Annotated in this window: 26 protein-coding genes and 3 pseudogenes; 16 read left to right on the top strand and 13 right to left on the bottom strand. The window is 60.3% G+C overall.

Features of this window, described 5'->3' with window-relative positions:
• Positions 1-108: 108 nt before the first annotated feature.
• Positions 109-975 (top strand): recombinase family protein, encoded by an 867-nt coding sequence (locus AC2S9W_RS20310; protein WP_006953933.1) that lies wholly within the window; start codon positions 109-111, stop codon positions 973-975.
• Between the two features lie 80 nt (positions 976-1,055).
• On the opposite strand, the gene AC2S9W_RS20305 is transcribed toward AC2S9W_RS20310, so the two are convergent.
• Entirely contained in the window at positions 1,056-1,208 is a 153-nt protein-coding gene (locus AC2S9W_RS20305) for a hypothetical protein (RefSeq protein WP_006949649.1), read from the bottom strand.
• A 255-nt stretch (positions 1,209-1,463) separates the two neighbouring features.
• On the opposite strand from AC2S9W_RS20305, the gene AC2S9W_RS20300 reads away from it, so the two are divergent.
• The 15 genes and pseudogenes from AC2S9W_RS20300 to AC2S9W_RS20230 all read left to right on the top strand — a co-directional run bounded on the left by AC2S9W_RS20300 (position 1,464) and on the right by AC2S9W_RS20230 (position 15,926).
• Positions 1,464-1,772 carry a hypothetical protein gene (locus AC2S9W_RS20300; RefSeq protein ID WP_020819813.1) on the top strand — a complete coding sequence of 103 codons (309 nt, stop codon included), beginning with the start codon at positions 1,464-1,466 and terminating at the stop codon, positions 1,770-1,772.
• A 397-nt stretch (positions 1,773-2,169) separates the two neighbouring features.
• A complete protein-coding gene (locus AC2S9W_RS20295; RefSeq protein ID WP_059153594.1) occupies positions 2,170-2,835 on the top strand; it encodes a lytic transglycosylase domain-containing protein in 666 nt (221 codons plus the stop codon).
• A 21-nt stretch (positions 2,836-2,856) separates the two neighbouring features.
• Positions 2,857-3,198 (top strand): TrbC/VirB2 family protein, encoded by a 342-nt coding sequence (locus tag AC2S9W_RS20290; RefSeq protein WP_059153595.1) that lies wholly within the window; start codon positions 2,857-2,859, stop codon positions 3,196-3,198.
• 6 nt (positions 3,199-3,204) lie between these two features.
• Positions 3,205-3,549 carry a VirB3 family type IV secretion system protein gene (locus AC2S9W_RS20285; protein ID WP_006949650.1) on the top strand — a complete coding sequence of 115 codons (345 nt, stop codon included), beginning with the start codon at positions 3,205-3,207 and terminating at the stop codon, positions 3,547-3,549.
• Positions 3,536-5,920, top strand: a complete 2,385-nt coding sequence (locus AC2S9W_RS20280) for a VirB4 family type IV secretion/conjugal transfer ATPase (protein ID WP_006949654.1) — start codon at positions 3,536-3,538, stop codon at positions 5,918-5,920. Before AC2S9W_RS20285 ends, AC2S9W_RS20280 begins: the two co-directional genes overlap by 14 nt.
• A 13-nt stretch (positions 5,921-5,933) precedes the next feature.
• A complete protein-coding gene (locus AC2S9W_RS20275; protein WP_486572115.1) occupies positions 5,934-6,953 on the top strand; it encodes a type IV secretion system protein in 1,020 nt (339 codons plus the stop codon).
• A gap of 43 nt (positions 6,954-6,996) precedes the next feature.
• Complete coding sequence (locus AC2S9W_RS20270) at positions 6,997-8,013, top strand: TrbL/VirB6 family protein (protein ID WP_059153598.1); 1,017 nt, start codon at positions 6,997-6,999, stop codon at positions 8,011-8,013.
• Positions 8,014-8,352: 339 nt separating this feature from the next.
• On the top strand, positions 8,353-9,036 hold the full coding sequence (locus AC2S9W_RS20265) for a VirB8 family type IV secretion system protein (RefSeq protein WP_059153599.1): 684 nt from the start codon (positions 8,353-8,355) through the stop codon (positions 9,034-9,036).
• A pseudogene (locus AC2S9W_RS20260) lies at positions 9,033-9,837 on the top strand (TrbG/VirB9 family P-type conjugative transfer protein). Before AC2S9W_RS20265 ends, AC2S9W_RS20260 begins: the two are co-directional and overlap by 4 nt.
• A gap of 216 nt (positions 9,838-10,053) precedes the next feature.
• A complete protein-coding gene (gene virB10, locus AC2S9W_RS20255; RefSeq protein WP_486572114.1) occupies positions 10,054-11,106 on the top strand; it encodes a type IV secretion system protein VirB10 in 1,053 nt (350 codons plus the stop codon).
• Positions 11,103-12,095 carry a P-type DNA transfer ATPase VirB11 gene (gene virB11 / locus AC2S9W_RS20250; RefSeq protein ID WP_011627746.1) on the top strand — a complete coding sequence of 331 codons (993 nt, stop codon included), beginning with the start codon at positions 11,103-11,105 and terminating at the stop codon, positions 12,093-12,095. The genes virB10 and virB11 overlap by 4 nt, the downstream gene beginning before the upstream one ends.
• Entirely contained in the window at positions 12,073-13,974 is a 1,902-nt protein-coding gene (locus AC2S9W_RS20245) for a type IV secretory system conjugative DNA transfer family protein (protein ID WP_059153602.1), read from the top strand. The genes virB11 and AC2S9W_RS20245 overlap by 23 nt, the downstream gene beginning before the upstream one ends.
• A complete protein-coding gene (locus AC2S9W_RS20240) occupies positions 13,964-15,148 on the top strand; it encodes an LPD7 domain-containing protein (RefSeq protein WP_020819804.1) in 1,185 nt (394 codons plus the stop codon). Before AC2S9W_RS20245 ends, AC2S9W_RS20240 begins: the two co-directional genes overlap by 11 nt.
• Before the next feature lie 11 nt (positions 15,149-15,159).
• Positions 15,160-15,636: a hypothetical protein gene (locus AC2S9W_RS20235; protein WP_486572113.1), complete on the top strand. Its 477-nt coding sequence runs from the start codon at positions 15,160-15,162 to the stop codon at positions 15,634-15,636.
• Positions 15,637-15,695: 59 nt separating this feature from the next.
• A complete protein-coding gene (locus AC2S9W_RS20230) occupies positions 15,696-15,926 on the top strand; it encodes a hypothetical protein (protein ID WP_020819802.1) in 231 nt (76 codons plus the stop codon).
• A 350-nt stretch (positions 15,927-16,276) separates the two neighbouring features.
• Here AC2S9W_RS20230 and AC2S9W_RS20225 read toward each other — a convergent pair whose 3' ends face one another.
• The 12 genes and pseudogenes from AC2S9W_RS20225 to AC2S9W_RS20170 all read right to left on the bottom strand — a co-directional run bounded on the left by AC2S9W_RS20225 (position 16,277) and on the right by AC2S9W_RS20170 (position 22,714).
• Complete coding sequence (locus AC2S9W_RS20225; RefSeq protein WP_486572112.1) at positions 16,277-16,969, bottom strand: relaxase/mobilization nuclease domain-containing protein; 693 nt, start codon at positions 16,967-16,969, stop codon at positions 16,277-16,279.
• Positions 16,956-18,722 carry a ParB/RepB/Spo0J family partition protein gene (locus AC2S9W_RS20220; RefSeq protein WP_486572111.1) on the bottom strand — a complete coding sequence of 589 codons (1,767 nt, stop codon included), beginning with the start codon at positions 18,720-18,722 and terminating at the stop codon, positions 16,956-16,958. The genes AC2S9W_RS20225 and AC2S9W_RS20220 overlap by 14 nt, the downstream gene beginning before the upstream one ends.
• The gene (locus AC2S9W_RS20215) at positions 18,719-18,955 is read right to left on the bottom strand and encodes a hypothetical protein (RefSeq protein WP_486572134.1); all 237 of its coding nucleotides are present in this window, start codon (positions 18,953-18,955) and stop codon (positions 18,719-18,721) included. The genes AC2S9W_RS20220 and AC2S9W_RS20215 overlap by 4 nt, the downstream gene beginning before the upstream one ends.
• A 95-nt stretch (positions 18,956-19,050) precedes the next feature.
• Positions 19,051-19,476 (bottom strand): annotated as a pseudogene (locus tag AC2S9W_RS20210) (ParA family protein); the annotation flags it as partial.
• 29 nt (positions 19,477-19,505) lie between these two features.
• A complete protein-coding gene (locus AC2S9W_RS20205) occupies positions 19,506-19,853 on the bottom strand; it encodes a hypothetical protein (protein ID WP_228168057.1) in 348 nt (115 codons plus the stop codon).
• Between the two features lie 9 nt (positions 19,854-19,862).
• Positions 19,863-20,114: a helix-turn-helix transcriptional regulator gene (locus tag AC2S9W_RS20200; RefSeq protein WP_059153604.1), complete on the bottom strand. Its 252-nt coding sequence runs from the start codon at positions 20,112-20,114 to the stop codon at positions 19,863-19,865.
• A gap of 108 nt (positions 20,115-20,222) precedes the next feature.
• Entirely contained in the window at positions 20,223-20,537 is a 315-nt protein-coding gene (locus tag AC2S9W_RS20195; protein ID WP_030540874.1) for a single-stranded DNA-binding protein, read from the bottom strand.
• 435 nt (positions 20,538-20,972) lie between these two features.
• Positions 20,973-21,581, bottom strand: a pseudogene (locus AC2S9W_RS20190) (recombinase family protein).
• Between the two features lie 97 nt (positions 21,582-21,678).
• On the bottom strand, positions 21,679-21,759 hold the full coding sequence (locus AC2S9W_RS20185; RefSeq protein WP_486572133.1) for a hypothetical protein: 81 nt from the start codon (positions 21,757-21,759) through the stop codon (positions 21,679-21,681).
• Between the two features lie 217 nt (positions 21,760-21,976).
• A complete protein-coding gene (locus tag AC2S9W_RS20180) occupies positions 21,977-22,267 on the bottom strand; it encodes a hypothetical protein (protein WP_486572131.1) in 291 nt (96 codons plus the stop codon).
• The gene (mobC, locus tag AC2S9W_RS20175; protein ID WP_486572130.1) at positions 22,254-22,559 is read right to left on the bottom strand and encodes a plasmid mobilization relaxosome protein MobC; all 306 of its coding nucleotides are present in this window, start codon (positions 22,557-22,559) and stop codon (positions 22,254-22,256) included. Before mobC ends, AC2S9W_RS20180 begins: the two co-directional genes overlap by 14 nt.
• Positions 22,556-22,714 (bottom strand): hypothetical protein, encoded by a 159-nt coding sequence (locus AC2S9W_RS20170; RefSeq protein WP_486572129.1) that lies wholly within the window; start codon positions 22,712-22,714, stop codon positions 22,556-22,558. The genes mobC and AC2S9W_RS20170 overlap by 4 nt, the downstream gene beginning before the upstream one ends.
• Between the last annotated feature and the right edge of the window lie 62 nt (positions 22,715-22,776).

Below are 22,776 nucleotides of genomic sequence, written 5' to 3'. Positions count from 1 at the left end.
CCAGAGTGATAGGGCCGAGTGACACCATTCGTCTGTCACAAAAGGGTGGGTTTGCGCTCAATGTGACGATACACTGCAAGAGCCACCCTAATGTGACGGATTTTGCACTTGGCTCGTATCGGATATGCCCGCGTCAGCACCACGGACCAGGATCTGGATATCCAGATTGGCCGCCTCAAGAATGCAGGTTGCGAAATTATCCGTTCCGAGACCGGATCGGGGGCCTCGCGGAGCGGGCGCACGGAACTGGAAACGATCATGCAGTTTATGCACACCGGCGACGAGCTGGTCGTGCTGCGGCTCGACCGGCTCGGCCGCTCCACGCGCGATGTCCTGAACCTGGTGCATGAGCTTGATGAAAAGGGAGCTTCGCTGCGCATCCTTGAGCCAGAGGTGACGACGGCGGGCGACATGGGGCGAATGGTCATCACCATACTCGGCATGGTCGCCGATATGGAGCTGAAGTTCATCAAGGATCGTCAGCGCGCCGGGATCGAAGCGGCGCGCGCCGAAGGCGTTTACAAAGGCCGGAAGAAGAACGTCGATGACGATGAAATCCGCCGTCGCCTTGCCGCCGGCGCCAGCAAGGCCCGCGTTGCCCGCGACCTGAAGGTCTCACGAATGACCGTCTATCGGGCGCTCGACATTATTCCGTCACAGACCAAACTGCCGGAAAAGCCGCCCACTGCCAGCATCGCCCTGCATCTGATTATCGAGAACTTCAACAAGCGTGGAAGAGGTAGAAAACCCGCTCGGGAGCGGATTGAGGCGATGCTGGAACGCGACTACGCCATGGTAAAAAACGGCAATTGTGATTACAAACTGACCGTCGCCTATGACCCCGATCCGGATGGCATTTCCCTTGATGAGGAAATCCAAAGCCTCCTCTCCGAGATGTTCAACATCGCAGAGAGCTACAATTGCTCCATGGAAGCCGATATCTACGAGGTCGGTGGTCAGCAACGGTCCTGGTAGAATCAATCAAGCGTTCAGTGTTCGTTCTTCAACCTGGCCAAAATCGCAGCTTCGGGCCGACTGGGCCTATAACGCGCTCGTCACGCCAACTTGCGGTAGTGGCGCAGATAGTCGGGATATTCGATCCCGCGTGCTTTCAAGAGATTAATCGTCGCCTCTTCGACCAGGGCGGCAACGGACGTTTGTTCGCGCTCAGCAAGGTTTTTGATCTCTGCCGCCAGCTCGGGTTTCACCGACGCTGCGAGATTGCGCGTGTTCGCGCGGCTCGGCCGACGCCGGGGCAAGGGAACCGGGAGAAGGGGGTCTTCCTGTCTTTTCGGGCGAGCCATAGGTCTAAAACACAAGAGGTTGATGTGGTGCCGGAATAAGCGTGTTGACACGCTTAATGGCTGTAATGTGGTTGCACGGCAAGAGAGGACAAGCCGGGTTGCCCTCGCCGTCAAAGCGAGGATAGACATATCCTTATCGGTAAAAGGGAATAAATCACGATGCCGCATAGCGACGATTGGCAGTATGATCCGATCCTGGAACGCGAACTAACCACCCGCCGCCCCGCTGGGGGAATGATCCAAGCGGTCGAGATTGCGCAGTTGCCGTCGAGTGAATGGATCATCAACGTTAAAGTATCGTGGCATGGCGATAAGTGGCTGAATGTCTGCCTATTCGAGCAACCGACGCTTAAAACATACAAGCGACTGTCAAGTGCCGTGCGGCATGTCGTGCTCGATTACGGATATGAGGATGACCATATCCGATTGGTCCCCGACAAACAATGCAGCAACAAATTGGCGTTTTAGGCTTCCCTTTCCCCCTCATCGTGATATGTGCATAAATCTCGATGACGAGGGAGAAAGCGATGAAAGCTTTTAATTTCGCGCTCGCGGCCGCCTTGGTGGGGGCTGCGGTGCAATCGACCCCCGCTGTAGCGTCGGATAATACTTGGGCATGTGAGGTTGTTCTGTGCATCTCCAACCCGGGTGGTCCGACGCAATATCCAGCCTGTGTTCCACCGATAACGAAACTGTGGCGGGTGCTGGCTCTCGGCGGCAGCTTCCCGACATGCACGGGCGGGGGTATCGCCAAGACAAAATACAAGAAGCCGGATGATGGGAGGCCTGGTCGCTTGACGGTCACTTGGACTGACGGGCGGCAACAGACCTACTATCAGCCGCGCAACTGACCGGGAGCGGGAACGTGTTCCTCGAAACCGGAGCCGTTCTTTCGCTGGCGGCGCAATGCGCCCCAGCGGTAGCGCCGCATACGATCGCCGCGATCGTGGATGCGGAATCTTCCAACTATGTTTTTGCGATCAACGTCAACGGCGTGGCCAGTCAGCCGCGCCGTCCGCGCAATGAGGCGGAGGCTATCGCAACCGCGCGCTCTTATGTTGCGCGCGGCTACAGCGTGGATCTCGGCCTCGGCCAAATCAATTCACGCAACATGGGCTGGCTCGGCCTGACGTGGGACACTGTTTTCAAGCAGTGCGCCAATGTCGAAGCGGCAGGCCGTGTGCTCCTGTCCAATTTCCGTTCGGCCAAGACGGGTCGCACCCCGCAAGAGGCCCTTCGGGTCGCACTCAGCATGTATAACACAGGCTCTCAATCGAGAGGTTTCCGCAACGGCTATGTCGCCCGCGTGGAGAATGCAGGTCGCCGCGTCAGCGGTCGGCCTGCGACCGCAATCCCGACTGTCATCGTGGGCGATCAGCCCGCCAGCGCCGCCGTGAGCGACACTGGCGCCGGTCGTGTGCCGGTGGAGCTGGCGGAAATCGCAGCGGAGAACATGGAGGCGGCTCCACCGCCTGCACCGCCTGCGTGGGATGTTTTCGGCCGCGCCCAACACGCGCGGATTGGTTCGTAAGGCGAAGATAGGAGTTGTCGAATGTTTCGTATCTGGAAGATCAAGGCTGAATCCCGGCTCGACGCGCTGCTCGCGCGTCTCAAGCCCTCGCCGCTCATGGCGCGCGCGCTGCCCCTGTCGCTGCTGGCAAGCCTGCTCATAGCGGAGCCGGCTTTTGCGCAGGCAAACTTTGAAGGCCTGGCCGACAACATTCTCGGCCTGCTGAGCAACGGCTTGCTCCGCACGCTGGCGATCATCGCGATCATCGTCGTTGGCCTTCTGTGGTTCCTCGGCCGCGCGTCGGTGCAGATGCTCGTCACGGTCGTAGTTGGCGTGGTGATCGTGTTCTCCGCGCCGTGGATCGTCGACACGATTACGGGGTGATCGGGGATGGACGGTCAGGAAGAAATGACAAAAGACCCGCTGTTCTTGGCCGTCACCCGCCCCGCTTTGTGGGCGGGTGTTCCCATTGAGGCGGGCGCGCTCATCATCATGGCGGGCGCAATCACGTTGGTTGGTTCGGGCAATCCTCTCTACGGCGGCGCGGCCGCCGTCGCGCTTTATGCGATGGCGCGGCTCATCGTGCGGCATGACGTGAACGCATTCCGGCTGATCTTCCTTTGGGGCCGGACCAAAGCGGCGAACCGGAACCGCGTCTTTTGGGGTGGGTCGAGCTACACGCCGCTACCGCTCTACGGAATCAAGCGAAAGGGATTTGGTCGTGGTGTTCGGTAAGAGCGCGCTCGCGGAGAAGGTGCCTTTTGACAAGGCCAAGCGGGAGGAAATGCCAGAGAAATTCTTGCCGTATTCGCGGCATGTCAATGAGCATGTGGTCGCCCTCGATAATGGCGATCTTATGCTCATGCTCGAACTGGATGGCCGTCCTTTCGAGACTTCGGACGTGCGCGATCTGAACGATTGGCACACGCGCCTCAACGGGGTCTGGCGCAATATCCATGACGAGCGGCTTTCGATCTGGACGCACATGTTGCGGATGCGTGTGCGCGACTATCCGGGCGGCACGTTCCGCTCCCATTTCGCCGCGAAGCTCGATCAAAAATATTATGAGCGGATGACGGCTGAACGGATGTTCCGCAACCGCTTCTTCATGACGGTCGTGATCCGCCCAACAGCAAACGCGACCGACAAGCTGATGGATTTCCTGCGCAAGAAGCAGGAGGACAAGAACGCCAATATCGCGGAAGCTCTAGAGCTGCTGGAAGACAAGGTGCGCGATCTGGAAAAGCTGCTGCTGCGCGTTCGTCCGCGCCGTGTCGGCATCTATGAGCACCGGGGCCTCCTGTTCTCCGAACCGCTGGAAATACTGAACCAGGTGATGACCGGGCGCTATCGGCGCTGTCCTCTGGTTCGTGGTCGCCTCGGATCGGCGCTCTATGCGAGCCGCGCCATTATCGGCGCTGAGACATTTGAGGTCCGCGACGCCGATCATTCGATGTTCGGCGGCATTTTCGGCATTCGCGAGTATCCGTCATCGACAACGCCGCGCCAGTTTGAATCGCTGCTCTCGGTCGATTTCAGCCTCGCCATAACGCAGTCGTTCACGTTCCTGTCGCGCACAGCGGCAACAGAACGGTTCCGGCTTCGCCAGACCCAAATGGCGAACGCCGGTGACAAGGCGATCAGTCAGATGGATGAGTTGATCGACGCGGCGGACGATTTGCAATCGAACCGCTTTGTGCTGGGGGACCATCATTTCACGCTGACGGTGTTCGCGGAAGATTTGAAAAAGCTGCGCGATAATATGTCGATCGCGCGCGCTGCGCTGGCCGATACGGGCATGGTCGCCGCCCGCGAAAGCGCGGCGCTGGAAGCTGCCTATTGGTCGCAGCTGGTCGGCAATTTCGCGTGGAGGGCGCGCCCCGCACCGATCACGTCCTATAACTTCTCTGCGTTCTCGCCCTTCCATACGTTCCCGGCAGGGCACGAGGACGGCAATCATTGGGGGCCTGCGGTCGCGCTGCTCAAGACAAGCGCGCGCAGCCCATATTACTTCAATTTCCATTCGGCGGACCTGGGCCATTCGATGGTCATTGGTCCATCGGGCGGCGGCAAGACGGTGCTGGTCAATTTCCTGATGGCGCAGCTCGAAAAGTTCAACGCGCGCCATATCTTCATCGACAAGGATCAGGGCGCGGAGATTTTTGTCCGCGCCAGTGGCGGCACCTATCTCGCGCTGCGCAACGGGGAGCCTACGGGGTTCGCTCCGCTCAAGGCACTCGACAATACGGCTTCTCATCGCGCGTTCCTCGGTCGCTTCATCCGCCAGCTGGTGAAGCAAGAGGGTGCGCCGATCACGGTGCAGGAATCGCACCTGATCGACGATGGCATTGAAGCCGTGATGAAGCTGCCGCGCGAGCAACGCTCGCTGTCGGCGCTGCGGACCATGCTCGGTATGTCGGACTCGGGCGGCGTCGGCGCGCGCCTGGTCAAGTGGACCTCCGAGGGGAACCTTGGCTGGGTTTTCGATAATGAGGAAGATTCCATGTCGCTCGAAGCCCGTTTCGTGGGCTTCGATATGACCGACTTCCTCGAAAACGCGGAAATCCGCACGCCGGTCATGCTCTACTTGTTCGAGCGGATAGACGCGCTCCTGACAGGCGAGCGCATGGTGATTGCGATTGACGAATTTTGGAAGGCGCTGGCCGATCCGGCGTTCACAGCATTTGCGCAGGATGGCCTCAAGACATACCGCAAGCGCAACGCGTTCCTCGTCTTTGCAACGCAGTCGCCTGCAGACGCGCTGCGGTCCACGATCAGCCATTCGATCTTGGAGCAGGTCGCGACGAAAATCTTCCTGCCCAATCCGTTCGGCCAGCGCCGGGATTACATCGAAGGCTTCTCGCTCTCGGAGGCGGAATTTAAGCTGGTGCGCGAAGAGCTGTCGCCGGAAAGCCGCAAATTCCTCGTGAAGCAGGGCCATGACTCCGTTGTGGTCGGCCTGGATCTCATTGGCATGGACGATGAACTCGCCGTGCTGTCGGGGCGCGCTGAGACAACGGGCGTGGCCCGCGAAGTGATTGCCGAACTGGGCAATGATCCGAAGCTCTGGTTGCCGGAATTTCACCGGCGCCGGCGCCCAAGCTGAAAGGAGTGAGACTATGAAGCAGCTTTTCTTGGCGGCTGTGTCGATCGGGAGCCTTGCGGCCGCGACGCCAGCCAGTGCGCAGGGTATCCCTGTGTTCGATAGCACGTCCGTGCTCAAGCATATCGAACAAATCCAGAAGACCATGCAGATGATTGAGCAAGGTCGCCAGCAGATTGCGGAAGCGCAGCAGCTCTACCAAGGGCTGAACCAGCTGACCGATGTTTCCTCGATCGCCAACCAGCTCAAGACGGATTCGCTTCGCACGCTCGGCGTCGATGTGAACTCCCTCGAACGCATGGCGCGCGGCGATTTCAGCGGCGGCGGCGGCTACGGCGGCCGTTCCGATGCGATCTATCAGGACATGCTCGAACGTCTCGGCGTGTCCGCGAATGGCGATCAAACCGATGTTCGCTACCAGACAGCTCGCTCGATCGCGATGGACAAGGCCATGGCCGAAGGCATGGGCGAAGCGGCCACATCGCGCGGCGAAGGTCTGGAAGAGCTGCGCAATCGACTTGCGACCGCATCGACCGCAAAGGAAGTTGCGGACCTTCAAGCCCGCATCCAGCTCGAAAGCGCGTCGATGATGAACGATCAACTCCGCGTCGAAGCGTTGGAGCGAGCGCGCAGAGCAGAGGCCGCGGCGCACACGGCCGAAGCTTTGCGGACAGGTCGCGCAAACGCGATGAGCAGCGTGCGCGAGCGCGCGCGGCAGCTGGAATCTGACATGAAGAAGATGGTCCTTCTTGCGATCAGCGCAGCCGGCTTTCTCGCCGGCTGCGAACGCGCGCCCACATTTCCCGAGATTCTGATGACCTATCATGATGTTGATTGGCTCAAAACTCATGAGGATCAGATTCCGGTGATCGTCGCTGAGTGCGACAAGATCGTGAACAGCGAACTCAAACAGTCGGACCTCCCCATGCCAGTGGCGCGCAATTGCGGAGGCATCAAGAACAAAATCGCCTCCATTGAAAGGTCGCGCAAACGCGATGAGCAGCGTGCGCGAGCGCGCGCGGCAGCTGGAATGTAAGGCTGAAAAAACAGCTTGAATTACACCTAATCGGAGCGGGCTGGTGGAATACGATCTCTTTACGAATGCCTATCAGGGCTTCACCAACGAACTCAATTCGGTAGTTGTATCCAACTATGCTGGGTTTGTTGGGTGGATCGCTGGACCGCTCCGCACTGGCATGATCATTTACATAATCTTGCTAGGCTACGCGATCATGCGCGGGGCGGTGCAATACCCCTTCCGCGAATATGTCTATCGCTCGCTGATGCTGGCCGCGCTCTATTATGCTGTGACAAACCTCTATGGAGCATCGCTCGCACAAATGATCGTGACCGGCCTACCGCATGAGTTTGCCTCGATCGTAGGCGGCTCACCGGAAGGCGTTGGCGGGTCTTTCGATGGGATGTGGGCGCGGGTCGATGATGCACTGCTCGCGATGCAGGATGCGACCGAGAAATACGCAGAGGAACACGCCTCACTGACTGATATTCCCGGCGCTGCCGCCGCAATTATGCTGTGTATCGGTGCCACTATCATCATTCTTTTGACAGCGATCGCGGCCCTGTTCGCCCTGGCCGTTGGCTTCGTAATCGTGCTCTACGCGCTCTTTGCGCTTGCATGTCTGGCGGTGGTCGGGCCGATCTTCGTAGCAGCGCTGCTGTTCGATTCCACCAGAAGCTATTTCTTCTCGTGGCTCGGCAGCGTCCTCAATTTTCTGATGTTGTCGCTATTTGCGATGCTTCTTGTGCTGGTTGTGGCCAATGTCGCTGAATCCGCAACAGCAACATTCGATGGCGATTTTGACAACATCTGGAGCACCTGTATCCGGATCATCGCGTTCTACATTCTCGCCTGCTTTTTCTTCATCCAAATCCCCGGAATTGCTGCCTCGCTGGGTGGCGGCGCGGCTGCAATGGTGACGCAGTTCGGCAACGCGGTGACGAAGGGTGGCGGCGCGATGGCAACGGGCGCAGGCCACGCGGCCAGCGATGCCCGCGCCATGGGAGCCAGCATGGGACGGGGCTTCTCGTCGGCGGTTCGCCGTTGGCGCAACCGAAACACAATCACCAGAGCTTGAGGGAACGAATATGCGCAAGTTGCTTGGACTCGGAATCTGCCTGGCGCTGGCGGCCTGCGCAGGTCAGCCCGTAAAAAGCCAGCCAAATGTGAGGGGCCGATGCGGCCTGCCAATCCGCATGGGCTTACCCTCCCCTCAATCCCGGATCAGGCCGCACAGCGAACCGCGCCGGCAAATGTGGACGTGTTCAATCAGGGTGCACCGGCAACGCCGGACGCGGCCCCGGCAGACCCATCCACTCCGGGCAATGAACAGTCGGACGCATCGCGGGCGGTCGAAGTGCCGCGTCTAAGCGCCTCGCTGCGCGGCCCGATCTACTCGAATTGCTGAGGTGTTACGATGGCAGTTGGTATTCCAAAGGACGAGCTGAAAGCCTATTTTGAAGAGGCTGCAAGCTGGGAACGTGACAAGCTTGCGGCGGCCGAGCGCTCCAAAAAGCTGGCGTGGGCCGTCGCTGGCGTTGCTGGCGCGCTGGCGACTGCTGGCGTTGTGGCCGTTGCAGCCCTGACGCCTCTGAAAACGGTCGAGCCATATGTTATCACGGTGGACCGTAACACGGGCGAGGCGTCGATCGCCGCCAAGCTCCACGGTGACGCGACGATCACCTATGACGAGGCGGTCCGTAAGTATTTCCTCGCTACCTATGTCCGCTATCGCGAAGGCTGGATAGCGGCCGCTCGCGAAGAATATTTCGATGCGGTCATGGTCATGTCGGCGCGGCCCGAACAGGATCGGTGGTCACGCTTCTACAAGACCGACAATCCCCAAAGCCCGCAAAACATCCTTGCGAACCGCACTGATGTTTTTGTCGAGATCAAGCGGGTGTCGTTCCTGGGCGGCAACGTCGCGCAGGTCTATTTTACCAAGGAATCTGTGACCGGCTCGAACTCGACCAAAACCGATGCCGTCGCGACCATCAAATACAAGGTCGATGGCACGCCGAGCAAGGAAGTGGACCGCTTCAAGAATCCGCTTGGCTATCAGGTCGAGAGCTATCGCGCTGACGTGGAGGTGCCCCAATGACCGTGTTGAAGTGGAGCGCCCCGTTTGCGCTCGCGATCGCGCTGGCTGCGTCGCCGGCGATGGCCGAAGAAACGCCCCATGCGACTGTGCTCGATCACCGGGTTCGTGAAGCGAACTACAATGATCGGCAAGTCTATGAGATTCCGGGCGTGTTCCGCATCGCCACGGAAATCGTCTTCGCCAAGGATGAAGTGGTCGAGCATGTGGCGCTGGGTGATACCGTGTCCTGGGAAGTCGCACCGGCTGCCAATTCGCTCTTCATCAAACCACGCGAGCGAGCGGGTCGCACGAACCTGACAGTCATTACACGTTCGCGCTATGGCCCGCGCAGCTATCGGTTCGCTCTGTCGCCAACGCAGCGGGGCAGCGGCTTCTATACGGTCGTTTTCCGCTATCCTGAACAGGAAGCGGCCGAAGCGCAGGCGCAAGCCGCAATGGCCCAGCTGGCCCAGCTGAAAGCCTTGGAACGCGGCGCGGTGAAGTCCGCGCTACATCATGCAAGGATCGACCGCCATCCAGCCCTCCGAAGTGTCTGACAACGGACAGTTCACGGTAATGCGCTTTCCCAACCAGCGTGAGTTGCCGGCGTTCTTCATCGTCAATCCTGATGGATCGGAAGCCATCGCCTCCTTCGATGTGCGCGATGAATATGTGGTGCTGCACGGGGTTTACGGGACAATCCGACTGCGCCGGGGCCTCGAAGTGCTCTGCATCCACAATCAGAAGACTGACTATTACGGGCGCGATCCCAAAACTGACACGGCCTCGGGGCTGGTCGAGCGAACCACAGGGGTTGAGTAAGATGGCTGCGAACGATCATGACAATGCGCCGCATGGCGACAACATCATTTCGCAGGGCGAGACGGTCGAGAACCGGCCCCTTGCGTCGGAGCCGGTGCCCGATCCGGAAGACATTGAGCGGCAAAGCGAGCGCCAGGCGAAGATTGCCGCCCTGCCGAACAGGTCGATCGACCCCAAAAGGCGGTCGTTCTCGCTGCGGTTGCCTGCGGCGCGATCGTGCTCGGTTTTAGCACCATCGACGCGATGCGGAGCGATCCAACCGAAAAGGCCGAGAAAGCGGAAAAGCCGGATGAAAGGCAACTCGCCAACTACGATCCGAAGTCAATCATAGCCCCAACGCTTGCCGATGCGCCGAATGATCCGAACGCCCCGGTGCCCATGACGGAAGTGCCGGCGCTTGATGGAAGCCAAGCGCCCCGCACGGGCGGCGCGAATGGCCGCCCCCAAAAGTCTGAGGGACAAGTCATCGCTGAGGCCCAACGCCGCGCCGGGATCATGGCCTATGGCGGCGAAAACGGCGGCGGGGTCGGTGGAGCGGTGGCAGCTGCCACCGGCCTGCCCATGGGCGGCGGCGCAGGAGGACAGGGCGCGCAGTTAATTGGTGCGTCGGCCGATGGGGATGGGCAAGGTGGATCGCGCCGGACCAATCTCGAAAACATGCGCCAGACCTCGCAAATCGATCGGGTGTCAGGCCGCGACATTGGCAACCGCGATATGCTGATCCTTGCGGGGTCGTTCATTCCGTGCGTGCTGCAAACCGCAATGGATTCCAGTCAGCCCGGATATGTCAGCTGCATCATTCCCCGCGACATTTATTCGGACAACGGCCGCGTCGTCCTGCTGGAAAAGGGAACGCGCGTCTTGGGCGAATATCAAACCGGCGTCCAGCGCGGCAAATATCGTCTCTTTGCGGTATGGAACCGCGCGGTCACGCCTCGCGGCGTGGCGATCGACGTAGGTTCGCCCGCCAGCGATGCGCTTGGCCGTTCAGGTATGGCAGGCGGCGTGAAGAACTTCTTTTGGGAACGCTTCGGGGCCGCGCTGTTGTTCAGCTCGCTCAACGATGCCGCCTCGATCGCCGCCTCGGAAGTCTCCGACGCGGATAATGTCACACGGGTTCCCAGCCAAGCATCGGACACGATTTTGCGGGACACGATGCAGATTCAGCCGGTGCTTCGCATCAATCAGGGCGCGGAAGTGGGGATCATGGTCGCGCGCGACTTCGACTTCTCCAACATCTACGGCCTTCGGCTTCGGCGCGGCCAATGAGCAATACGGCTGTCCTCGAAAACGCCTTGCTGCCGCTGCGCCCTCTGCTCGCGCGTGAGGACGTAACGGAACTGGTGATTAACAAGGCTGGCGAGGCGGCGATTGAAACGCGCGATGGGTGGTCCTGGGAGACATTGCCTGACCTCAACGAAAAGTCGCTGCTCGCGCTCGCGCGGGCAGCGGCGGCTTTCACGCATCAGGACATAAGCCAGTCCACACCAATCTGCTCCACAATCCTCCCCAGCGGTGAGCGTGTGCAGCTGGTTGTGCCGCCTGCTGTCCCTGCCGGCACGGTGTCCATCACCATCCGCAAACCGTCATCGGTGACGTTGACGATGGAGGACTTCGAGCGCGGTGGGCTGTTTAGCGAGACAAAGATCGCAACCCGGCAAGTCTCACCGCTCGATGTTGAATTGCGCGATCTGCTCGATGCAGGAAAACATGTCGAATTTTTCCAAAAGGCAGTTCAGGGCCGCAAAAATATCCTGATTTCGGGCGCTACCGGCTCGGGAAAGACGACGCTCTCTAAAGGGCTGATCCAGCTTATTCCGCCGCATGAGCGGCTGCTGACGATCGAAGACACGCGCGAATTGGTCGTTCCGCATCGCAACGTGGTCCACATGCTCTACGCGAAGGACAAGCAGGGCACCGCGAAAATCTCTGCAAAGGATCTTCTGGAATCGGCCCTGCGTATGCGGCCTGACCGGATACTGTTGCAGGAGCTGCGCGACGGCACCGCGTTCTTCTATCTCCGCAACGTCAACTCAGGCCATCCCGGCTCGATCACGACGATCCATGCGGACTCGGCCGAACTCGCGTTCGAACAGCTGACATTGCTGGTCAAGGAAAGCGAGGGCGGCGCCGATCTGGCCCGTGACGACATTCGCAGCCTGCTCAAGCTGCTGGTGGATGTGGTCGTGCAAACCAAGAAGGTCGAAGGCCGCTTTCGCGTGACGGAGATATATTTTGATCCAGAAAACAGGCTCTAACAGGCTCGCGCTGGCCCTTGTCCTCCTTCCGATCACACTGCTGCTGATCGGCCTGCTGACCGGGACGGTGGCGTGGTTCTTTCTCAAGATGCCCGCCGCGGCTTATGATCCGCTCAGGCTCCCCGGCTTCTTCTGGTATTACCGCCATGATCCTGTCGTGACCGAAGCGCTCTGGCGAGGCGCGGTCATAGGCGTGCCGCTGCCGGTGTTGCTTATGGCGATCGTCCTGCGGCCGAAAAGGAACCTTCACGGTGAAGCCCGCTTCGCGCGCGAAGGCGAAATCCGCAAGGCGGGCCTTCGCGCGAAAAAGGGCATTGTGCTCGGCCGCGTCCGCAACCGCTTCCTTATGGTGGGCAAGATGGAGCATGTATTGCTCGAAGCGCCTACCGGATCGGGCAAGGGCGTTGGCATCGTCATCCCCAATCTGTTGCAATGGCCGGATTCGGTTGTCGTGCTCGATATTAAGCGCGAGAACTATGAAATCACGGCGGGTTTCCGCCGCAAGGGCGGCCAAAAGGTTGTGCTGTTCAACCCTACGGACAGAGAAGGCCGCACAGCCCGCTACAATCCGCTTAGCTACATCAACAGGGCCGATCCAATTGAGGTCCTGGTCGAATTGCAGAAGATCGCCACGATGCTCTTCGTGCCCCCGGAGAAGGGCGAGGCATTCTGGACGGAATCAGCGCGCACGGCCTTTGTCGGCATTGCATCGTGGATCGCGGCCAAGCCTGAACGTCCCTTCTCGTTTGGCGAGATATACCGGACCATCACGATGCCGGGGATGAAGGCATTCTTCACCAAGGAAGCTGGCGATAGTGCACTATCGGAAGGGTGCCGCGCCGCGCTGAGCGATTTTACGTCCAGCGCGGACAACACATTCACCGGCATTATCCAGACCGTCACCTCCAAGCTCAATCTCTGGATCAATCCAATTGTCGATCGCGCGACGGCCGAAAGCGACTTTTCCCTGACGGACCTTCGCCGCATCCCGACCTCGATCTATCTCGGTGTCTCGCCGGATGAACTCGATAGGGTCGCGCCGCTCTACAATCTGTTTTTCCAACAGCTGATCGACCTCAACACGCGGCAACTGCCCGACGATGGTGAAAAGCTATCCGTGCTGCTCATTCTGGACGAATTTGCGCGGCTCGGCCGCGCCCAGGTCATTGCCAATGCGTTCTCCTATGTGCGCGGCTATGGGCTGCGTCTGCTCCCCGTCATCCAGTCCCGCTCCCAGCTGCGGAATGTCTATGGTGAGCATGGCGCGGACGAAATCGTATCAAACTGCGGGGTCGAAATTGCTTTCACGCCGAAGGAGCTGCGGGTCGCAAAGGAACTGTCCGAACGCCTCGGCTATCTTGGTCAGGATGCGGAAAGCCGGTCCCTGACGATACATGGATTGCTCGCCAATCGAAGCAAGACGATCTCCGAACAGCGCCGCGCGCTGATGCTCCCGCAAGAGCTGATGCAGCTGCCCGAAGACGATATACTCGTCATCCGGGGCGGCATCCCCGTCATTCGCGGGAAGAAAATCCGCTACTTCAAGGATGCCGTGTTCCGCTCGCGCTTGACGCCTGCGCCGGAAGTGCCGGCGCTGCCCAAGCCGGTCGCGCCGATCGCGGCCGTCGATGATCTGAGCGATGAAGAGCTGGCGGCTTTCAATGATTATTCCGCACTGGCCGATGACCAGGTGCAGGACATTCCCGAAGACGTTCTCGCCCTCGATCGCGATATGCCGAACCTGACAGTGAAGGACGGCAGCATGGCTTTCGATGAAATCAACTTCGACGACATTATTGGTCCCGACCCGACGAAAGAGGAGTGGGAAGGTCAGCGCCGGGATCTAGTTCTGAGTGAAGGAGAAGAATATGGCCGATAATGACAACAGCGAACGCCAAGCAAAGACGCCGCGCTCCTACGAAATTCTTGGCCCTGGGAACAGCAAGGAAACCTTTGCGAGATTCCCCGATGCCATGAAGGCATTTGCCAAGCTGGAAAACCAATATGACCACGCGCTGACGATGCAGAAAGGCGGAAAAACCGCTTATCTGGCGTCCACGGATTGGCGCAATGATGGGTCCACGCCGGTTGCGCAATATCTGACGCCGGCTGTCGAAGAGTATAATAAGGCGCTGAAACGCGGAGCGCCTGCCGACGAATTGCGCGGACACGAAAGCAGAGTGCGGGCCGACCTTAATGCGTGGCCCCGGCAAGCGAAGCGCGAAGCGGCTCCGACCGCATCGGCCGATAAATCGCTCAATATCCATGAGGGTGAGCGAGCCAGGGCGGAGAGCAAAGACGGTGCTGCGCCCGCGAAAGCTGAGGTTCCATCGAAGGCAGCGCCAAAGGATGACAAGCAAGTTGACGACACACGCTTGGCTCTGCCCACGCAGCTCGAACGCAAATATCTGCGCGTTGGGAATGATCTTTTCCGTAGCGGCCGCGATGACAAGCCCGATATGTCGATCAAGGGCCAAGACGGCATTCGCATCAACAAGGACTATGCCATTGGCGATGCTATCGCGATCGCGAAGCACAATGGCTGGCAGTCGATCCGTGTTCATGGAAGCGACGAATTCAAGAAGGCGGTCTATCTGGAAGCGGCGCGATCGGGGGTCGAAGTGAAAGGGTTCAAGCCGTCTGAACAGCTTAAACTTGAGGGAGAAAGGCTGGCGGCGCGAGATAAGGCCCGCGAAGCACAAGACCCGGCAAAGAGAGCGAGCATGGCAAAGCAAGACCCCTCAGAATCTCGTGCTGCGGCCGAACAGTTCCGGCGCAATTCGCATCGGGATAATGCGGCCAACCCGCAATTCAAGGCCGCGCAATCGCACGTCCTGGCGGCAGCGATCGAAGCGAAAACCCGGTTCACCCAAAAGGAAGACAGGGATCGCTTCATAGAGCGGGCCAAGGAAACTGTCGCCAAGCGTATTGAGGTTGGCGCGCCGGTCCCTGCTGCCCGTTTCGAGCAACAGCGCCAGAACGAGGCTACCCGCATAGCGCGCGAGGATTTGACGCTGCGCCAGCAGGAAAGGAAGCCGTCACGCTCGCGCTAAGTGCATGGCACATGCTTTTGGAAACAGGAAACCGCACGATGAACATTCCCCGGCCTGATCCGGTGCCATCGAGAGGCGTGTCCGATCTCGATCGTCACATTGAAACCTTGCTTCGCGTGATTCATTCCAGAAACCTCGCTTGGTCTGATCTAAGCGAAGTGGGTAAACAGGTAGAACGCCCTCTGACGGACGTTGAGCAATTGCTTACAAATGTGGGCGACGACGCCCATGAAATCACCCTTGCTACCGAGACGATCATAACAGCCCTCAAGCTGCAACGTGATGCGCTCGCGATCCAAAGCTCTCGCCGTAGAGCACGCTTCGGCTCGATGCTCCTGCTCATGATCCCCGTGTTCTTCGTAGGTTTGATGATTGGCGCATCATACGGGATAGATGAAGGTCGGGCGCGGGAGCGTGAAGCCTTAAAGTATCCGATGATACCCCAGCTGTCCGTAGATCGTGGCGGGCTCAAAACTGACGGAAGGTAGAGCGGTGGCAGCTGCCACCGCTTGCGATCTCTTGATGGGCTATGGCCTCATGAGGCACGATGAAGAAATCTGACAGGGCAAAGAAACAAACCGCCAAGGTAATCGAGGCGGCTGCACGCGCCCATGAAGCTCTCGATTATTTCAACGGCAACGTCACAAATCCGTTCGATGAGTTAACATGGCCCAGTATTGCCGAAGGTTATCTTCTAGTCGCGCAGAAGGCGGTATCAGACGCCTTGGTCGCTTTGGAACGCGCAAACAGCGTTGGCTGGACCAAGCACGGCCAGTAACTATCGTCCTGGCCCTTCCCGCGAACGATCGCGGTTCCTAGATCGTTCGCTCTGCCGCTTCCGCTCCATCGCGGCTACCGATCGCTCATGAATTGTAGGCGTTCGCCCTGCCCCCACAAATTGCCGCACCTGGTCGGCAAGCTGGCGGTCAGCTGGATCGCTGCTTGCCTCAAGGCGCTTGGCGGCGGCTAGATAGCGGTGTTGCGTCTCAGTCCATGCCTGCCGCCCGCGCACCACGAAATCCGGAGCGGTGGACCGCCCCGCCAGCTGGTCTCGCGCGGCCGCAGTGATCTTCTGATTGGCAAACGGTGCAGGTGCGGTGCCGGCCATGTAGCGCTGCCGCATCCGATTCAGGGCCATGCTTTGACCAGCTCGGCCGACACCGCGCGCTGCGCGAGGCGTTGCCTCGGCAGTAACCCCCTCGCCCGCAATTCCTCGGCAAAGCGCTCCCGGTAATGATGCAGCGTTTGAGGTCGCGGGTTGAAGCGTTTCCCCGTGTCACCGCGCGCTGCAACCGTCACATGCACGTGAGGCCGTGGTGTGTCCGTATGCAGCGCCAGGACGTAATCCCACTCATGCCCGATCTCGCTCCGCGCGACTTCGCGCACCGCTGAAAGAACCTTGTCGGGGTCTGTGCCTGCCGGCATCGAAAAAACCATGCTCACGGCGGCTACGGTAGAATTGTCACGCCAATAGACAGGATCGCCCCAATCGCGCGCCAGCGCCGCCCGATCTTCCTTGTCAGTCAGAATGTCGCCATCGCGCGTTTCAAGCGGCACATCGCCTTTTCGGCCGATATAGTCGAAATGCGCAGCCGCGTGGTTCTTGCCCTTCGGCCTGCCCGTAACCTTGACCATGACCTCCGGAGCACGGCTGACAATGCGAGCAAGCCGCGCCCGGGTGCTCCCGCCCTGGCCTGCTCGCCTCGAACTAAGCGAGCGCAGCAACATGTCGGCGCCGCGCCTGTTCGGGTCGCTGGTCAGCTTTGGTTTGAACAGCGCGGCGAGCTGGCCCGCCTCAAAGCTGCTGTCAAAGTCGCTCACCGGGCACCTCCCAATAGACAAGATCGGCCTTCGTGGCTGCACCGATACCTTCGACGGCCGCGCCGATCGCCGCGCGCAGGTCGTTGACCTTATGCAGCTCGCCGGCGATCTCCGCTGCATTGTCCGCCAGCGCCATCTTGTTCGCCGCTCGGGCGATCTGATTCACGTTGCGGCCAATGCGCTGTAACGCCTGACGGCAATTCAACAGCTCTTCGCGCAACTCGCGATCGACAGGCGCGGCAATGCCGATGTGTCGCCGCACAAGAGCCATCGCCCAGGTCGCCGGGGTCATGCGGCGCTCCTTTGCGCGATGGCGGATCACGGCCAGTTCGGTTTCGGTGGGCCGAAGATAAAGGCGGTGCTCGCCAGCGGCCTCGCGGTCGGCAACAGGCGCGGCCTCGATGGCCGCCCCGGACTGCCTGAGCACCGCGTCAACCAGCTGACGCATGAAGGGGCCGCGCCCTCCCTCGTCTGCGCGAGCGCGTCGATCTTTGCGAGCTTGGCCGCCTCGATCTTGAAGCCCAGCGTCTTTTCCATGTGGGGTAGGTATCTCCCAACCGTGAAGCGCGATCCGATAGGATTGAGCGTATCGGTTAACATTAGCCGCCGCAAGGCTTATCCTGCCATAAAGTAGATACCTACCCCACAAACAAAAAGCGGTGGCAACTGCCACCGCTTCAAAATTCCACGCCGCCTCAATGCTGAGTGAACGTGGACGGTAAAAGCTATCAGAAGTCGAAGGTTTGGGGCGCAGCCTCGCCGTCGAACCGAACCGTGACCTGGCCGCTGAGAACAATCCCGCGACGGCCCTGAATGATGATGGCCGGTGCGTCGTTGGCCTCTTTCGGCTGACGGGGGTGCGCGGCTTGTGATCGGAACGCTCGGCAAGCGCAGCGCCCTCCCCTTCCCGCTCGTCGTCGCCGGCATCCAGTTCGGGCCGCTCCCGACGCTCATCTGCTGCACTGGTGGCAGCTGCCACCGGCGCGCGCGATTCTTGGGGCAGCGCTGAATCGTCATTCGGTTTAGCGGCGCCGGCCTGAGCGCTCTCTTCATCGGGACCGCCTTGGAGCGTGGCAAGAAACTGCTCGCAGGCGGCGGCTGTCGGATTTTCATTCGTGACCACGAAATTGCGCGTGGCCTCCTCGTCCAGCTCGATCGCGTGTTTGATGGCGACGGCGGCGCGCGGAGAACAATTCTTCAACGCGGCAAGAATGTCCTCGGGCAAGGTGCGCAGCGAGTAGAGGCGCTTCACTTCCGAATGCGGCTTGGCGATGCGCGCGGCTAGATCCTTTGTCGAAAGCGTGTCACTGACGCGGCTCGCGATGAAACTGACGCGCTCGGCCAGACTTAGGGCTTGGCGTTGTTCGTTCTCAAGAAACTGGTCGAGGCCAATATCGCGTTCGGCGTCGGCCTGATCCAGAACGGTGTCGATCTGGTCGAAACCAAGCTGGCGGCACGCGCGGTAGCGCCGCTCGCCGTATCGGATGATGTAGCGGCCGTTCGATGTTGGCGCGACGACGATGGGTTGCAGCAAGCCGCGGTCCTTGATGGTCGCGGCCAGTGCATCAATCTCGGCCTGGTCGAACTCCCGGCGAACCTGCGCGGGGTCTGGATCAATGTCAGCGAGCGGAAGGCGCTGAAACCGCCCAGCTGCCTTGAACTCGGTATTCGCGGGGACGGCCGAAAAATCCATCGCGTCCATATCGAAGTCGGCAAAGCTCTTCTTCGCCGGTTTGACAGCTGCCTTGCTCATGCGGCTTCCCTCTCAGCTTGATCGACAATGTAGGAGACGACTTCGCGCAGGACCGGCGCGCTGCGGCGCGTATCCTTGGCAAGTCGCCACACGGGAATTTCGAGAAGGGCCGCCTCGCGCATATGCTCGCGGTGCGGGATGGTATGCGGGACAACATTGGCGGGTAGCGCCTGCCCGATCCGCTCCATGAGCATTTTAGACACTTCACTCGTCGTCTGCACACGATTGAACACGATCCCGAAGCGGGTTTCGTTGCCCTCCCCCGAACCTTATTGGCAAGGCTGATGCTTTGCGAAATCTCGTTGAGCGATTGCCGTGCGGTTTTGTCGGGGTCTAAAGGCACCGCGACATAATCGGATGCGATCAGCGCCATAAGGTTGCGGCCATCCCAAGCCGGGGCCGTGTCGATCACGCAATAGTCGTAGTGCTTGGCAAGGCCGGCACGAATGGCGCGAACATAGGCGGCGATGTGCTGGCCCTGCTGCGGGCCGTCAGTCGTCAGTTCGACCACTTGCCTCGTGTTCTTGAAGCAAGCCAGCGCCGGAGGTTCCTCGACGGGGGCGAAGTCGAGTATCGACTGAACCGGCCCGATCTGCTCGAACTCGGCTTTCAGCATTCCGGCACTGTGGCATTGCTTGTCCAGGTCAAGGACCACGACACGCTTGCCCTGCTCGGCCAGATGCCACGCGATATGACAGGTAAGCGTGGTCTTGCCGATGCCACCGCGCTCATTAGTCACTACGATTGTTCGCATTGAGATCCCTTCAATGGCTGCGCCACGGGCTACTTGTGCCAGCGGTTATGGGCGGCGCTATTTCCCGATCCGAAGCGATACTGCGACTGCATATACCATGGGTTCGGATCGTCATTCAGGTGAAGGCCCTTGCGCTTGCGACGCGGGCTGGTTGGTTCGGTCGGTGGATCTTTGCCGAAGATAGCCGCCAGCACGAAAGCTGCGACCACGGCCACGCCCCACCAGCCAAAGGCAGCGTGGGCCAGCGTGGCGACAATAAGAGCCACGATCAGCATGAGCGCGCCAGCTGCGATCAGCAGGATAAGCCACGCCAAAAGCATAGCCGTCCGTAGCGCGCTTGCTGCACGCCGGAGTTTGCTGACGATCTGACGGCGCATAGTGACCTCCTAAGCTGTGCGGCTCTCGCCTCGATCGGAGCCGATCAGCTTAGGGAAAGGCTGCTCCCTAAAGATGTTCGGCACTTGAGTTCGCAGTGCGTGGGACATTCGGAGCGCCGTTATCAAAGTGGCGTCCTGCCTGCCGTTCTCGATGGCGGCGACTGTTTCAGGTGAGACGTGAATCCTCGCCGCCAGCTCGGATTGCGTAAGTCCGGCAGCGATGCGCAAGCTCGCTACACGATTGAACAGTTTGGCCGCCACAAATGCCTCGCAAAATTAAACCCTATTATCGTTAGGGTCTATGAGAGGCATTGTCCACAAAAAAGGGCGGCCGCTAGGCCGCCCGTCTTATGGGGAAAGGGAGGGGGCTTAATCAGCCCCGCCCCTCGTCAGGATGCCCAGCCCCTCAGCGATCAGGTCCACCGAGTAGCGGGTTTCGCCATTGCTCTCGTAGCTGTTCTGGCGGACCCGTCCGGTGATGTGAACGAGGTCGCCCTTGCCCAGATCAGCGGCGCGCTCTGCCAGCTGGCGGAAGAACGTCACACGGTTCCAGTGCGTATCGGTCTTCCATTCATCGCCATCCTTGCGGTTGTAGTTCGCGGCGACGGAAACGTGGGTGACTTTATCGGTCGTATCGACACTGCCAACGCGGCCGATGATCCGAAATTCAGCGATGTTCTGCATGGTAGTCTCCTTTGGATAAGCGTTGCTGACGGATTTTTTGCGGCGGAGCTGAGCCACGCGGGCAAGCTGAAAATGGGAGGGTCCGCTTGCGGAAACCCAAGGCCGAAGGCCGGTTTTCTGCTTGCCCGCATTAGTGGCGATGCGCAGTTCGTATCCGTCAGACAGCAACGCCCAAAGGAAACCGCCCGAGTAGATGCAGCAATTTGGACTGGCGGTGGTGGCAGCTGCCACCGGCCATTGGCGCCCATAGGTCGCTGCGCTCGATCGGCATGGGGGCGATTGGAAAACCCTGTCGCGGCTCCGCCGCTCTTTCCCTGGCTGGCAGTCCGTTGACGCGGGCAGGGGACTGCCGGTGGCAGCTGCCACCGGCGCGAAGCCGAACAGAAAGGGCAATCAGCGTTTCCGCTCACGGTGATTTCGCTGAGGGCTGGGTTCTTACTGGGCGGCGCGATGCGCCGCCCATACTCGCTTGACTGTGCTGCGGTCGCAATCGGCCAGCTCTGCCGTTTTGGCAATGCTCTTGCCCGCCTCGCGCAATGCCACAATGCGGGCGTGCGTTGCCCGATCGCCTTTGCGCCCTCCGCTGCGACCTGCGGCTTTTGCCAAGGCGATACCCTGGCGCTGTCGCTCGCGGCGATCGGTGTAATCGTCGTGGGCCATCTGTAAGGCGATCTTCAAGAGCATCGCCTGAACAGATTCGAGCACGATGCGGGCGATGCCATCGGCATCGGCCGCGAGGTCGGACAGGTCCACGACGCCGGGAATGGCAAGTCGCGCGCCTCGCGCACGAATTGTCTCAACCAGCTGCTCAGCCTCGGTCAAGGGAGACGACTTATCCGGTCGATCTTCTCCGCGATCACTACTTCGCCGGGTTGAAGATCGGCAATCATTCGCAAAGCTCGGGGCGGTCGGCGCGGGCACCCGTGCCTTCTCTCGATAGACCGCCGCGACATAGTAGCCTGCGGCCTTTGCTTCGCCCACGATCGCGTCTTGGCGACGCAAATCCTGCGCGTCGGTGCTGACGCGCAGATAGACGCGGGCAATCTGTGGGGCAGGGAAGGAACGTTCTCAGTCAGCAAGGTCAGGCCCCTCGGGCGGCGATGAGCGAAGCTTGGCAATGCCTGCGTCCGCTTGTGCGATTTCAATTCCAATGATGCAGCGTTTGAGGTCGCGGGTTGAAGCGCTTCCCCGTGTCACCGCGCGCTGCAACCGTCACATGCACGTGAGGCCGTGGTGTGTCCGTATGCAGCGCCAGGACGTAATCCCACTCATGCCCGATCTCGCCCGCGCGACTTCGCGCACCGCTGAAAGAACCTTGTCGGGGTCTGTGCCTGCCGGCATCGAAAAAACCATGCTCACGGCGGCTACGGTAGAATTGTCACGCCAATAGACAGGATCGCCCCAATCGCGCGCCAGCGCCGCCCGATCTTCCTTGTCAGTCAGAATGTCGCCATCGCGCGTTTCACATCGCCTTTTCGGCCGATATAGTCGAAATGCGCAGCCGCGTGGTTCTTGCCCTTCGGCCTGCCCGTAACCTTGACCATGACCTCCGGAGCACGGCTGACAATGCGAGCAAGCCGCGCCCGGGTGCTCCCGCCCTGGCCTGCTCGCCTCGAACTAAGCGAGCGCAGCAACATGTCGGCGCCGCGCCTGTTCGGGTCGCTGGTCAGCTTTGGTTTGAACAGCGCGGCGAGCTGGCCCGCCTCAAAGCTGCTGTCAAAGTCGCTCACCGGGCACCTCCCAATAGACAAGATCGGCCTTCGTGGCTGCACCGATACCTTCGACGGCCGCGCCGATCGCCGCGCGCAGGTCGTTGACCTTATGCAGCTCGCCGGCGATCTCCGCTGCATTGTCCGCCAGCGCCATCTTGTTCGCCGCTCGGGCGATCTGATTCACGTTGCGGCCAATGCGCTGTAACGCCTGACGGCAATTCAACAGCTCTTCGCGCAACTCGCGATCGACAGGCGCGGCAATGCCGATGTGTCGCCGCACAAGAGCCATCGCCCAGGTCGCCGGGGTCATGCGGCGCTCCTTGCGCGATGGCGGATCACGGCCAGTTCGGTTTCGGTGGGCCGAAGATAAAGGCGGTGCTCGCCAGCGGCCTCGCGGTCGGCAACAGGCGCGGCCTCGATGGCCGCCCCGGACTGCCTGAGCACCGCGTCAACCAGCTGACGCATGAAGGGGCCGCGCCCTCCCTCGTCTGCGCGAGCGCGTCGATCTTTGCGAGCTTGGCCGCCTC

This window comes from Sphingopyxis sp. 550B, assembly GCF_057401805.1.
Note: the sequence above shows the minus strand (reverse complement) of the source record. Positions and strands in the feature narration are given on the sequence as shown.

Coding starts and splice junctions, on each gene's coding strand:
- mobC (WP_486572130.1), bottom strand. CDS start 22,559: ATGACCCCGGCGACCTGGGCGATGGCTCTTGTGCGGCGACACATCGGC.
- AC2S9W_RS20290 (WP_059153595.1), top strand. CDS start 2,857: ATGTTTCGTATCTGGAAGATCAAGGCTGAATCCCGGCTCGACGCGCTG.
- virB11 (WP_011627746.1), top strand. CDS start 11,103: ATGAGCAATACGGCTGTCCTCGAAAACGCCTTGCTGCCGCTGCGCCCT.
- AC2S9W_RS20230 (WP_020819802.1), top strand. CDS start 15,696: ATGAAGAAATCTGACAGGGCAAAGAAACAAACCGCCAAGGTAATCGAG.
- AC2S9W_RS20195 (WP_030540874.1), bottom strand. CDS start 20,537: ATGCAGAACATCGCTGAATTTCGGATCATCGGCCGCGTTGGCAGTGTC.
- AC2S9W_RS20205 (WP_228168057.1), bottom strand. CDS start 19,853: ATGCGCCGTCAGATCGTCAGCAAACTCCGGCGTGCAGCAAGCGCGCTA.
- AC2S9W_RS20220 (WP_486572111.1), bottom strand. CDS start 18,722: ATGAGCAAGGCAGCTGTCAAACCGGCGAAGAAGAGCTTTGCCGACTTC.
- AC2S9W_RS20300 (WP_020819813.1), top strand. CDS start 1,464: ATGCCGCATAGCGACGATTGGCAGTATGATCCGATCCTGGAACGCGAA.
- AC2S9W_RS20240 (WP_020819804.1), top strand. CDS start 13,964: ATGGCCGATAATGACAACAGCGAACGCCAAGCAAAGACGCCGCGCTCC.
- AC2S9W_RS20265 (WP_059153599.1), top strand. CDS start 8,353: ATGGCAGTTGGTATTCCAAAGGACGAGCTGAAAGCCTATTTTGAAGAG.
- AC2S9W_RS20170 (WP_486572129.1), bottom strand. CDS start 22,714: ATGCGTCAGCTGGTTGACGCGGTGCTCAGGCAGTCCGGGGCGGCCATC.
- AC2S9W_RS20235 (WP_486572113.1), top strand. CDS start 15,160: ATGCTTTTGGAAACAGGAAACCGCACGATGAACATTCCCCGGCCTGAT.
- AC2S9W_RS20285 (WP_006949650.1), top strand. CDS start 3,205: ATGGACGGTCAGGAAGAAATGACAAAAGACCCGCTGTTCTTGGCCGTC.
- AC2S9W_RS20275 (WP_486572115.1), top strand. CDS start 5,934: ATGAAGCAGCTTTTCTTGGCGGCTGTGTCGATCGGGAGCCTTGCGGCC.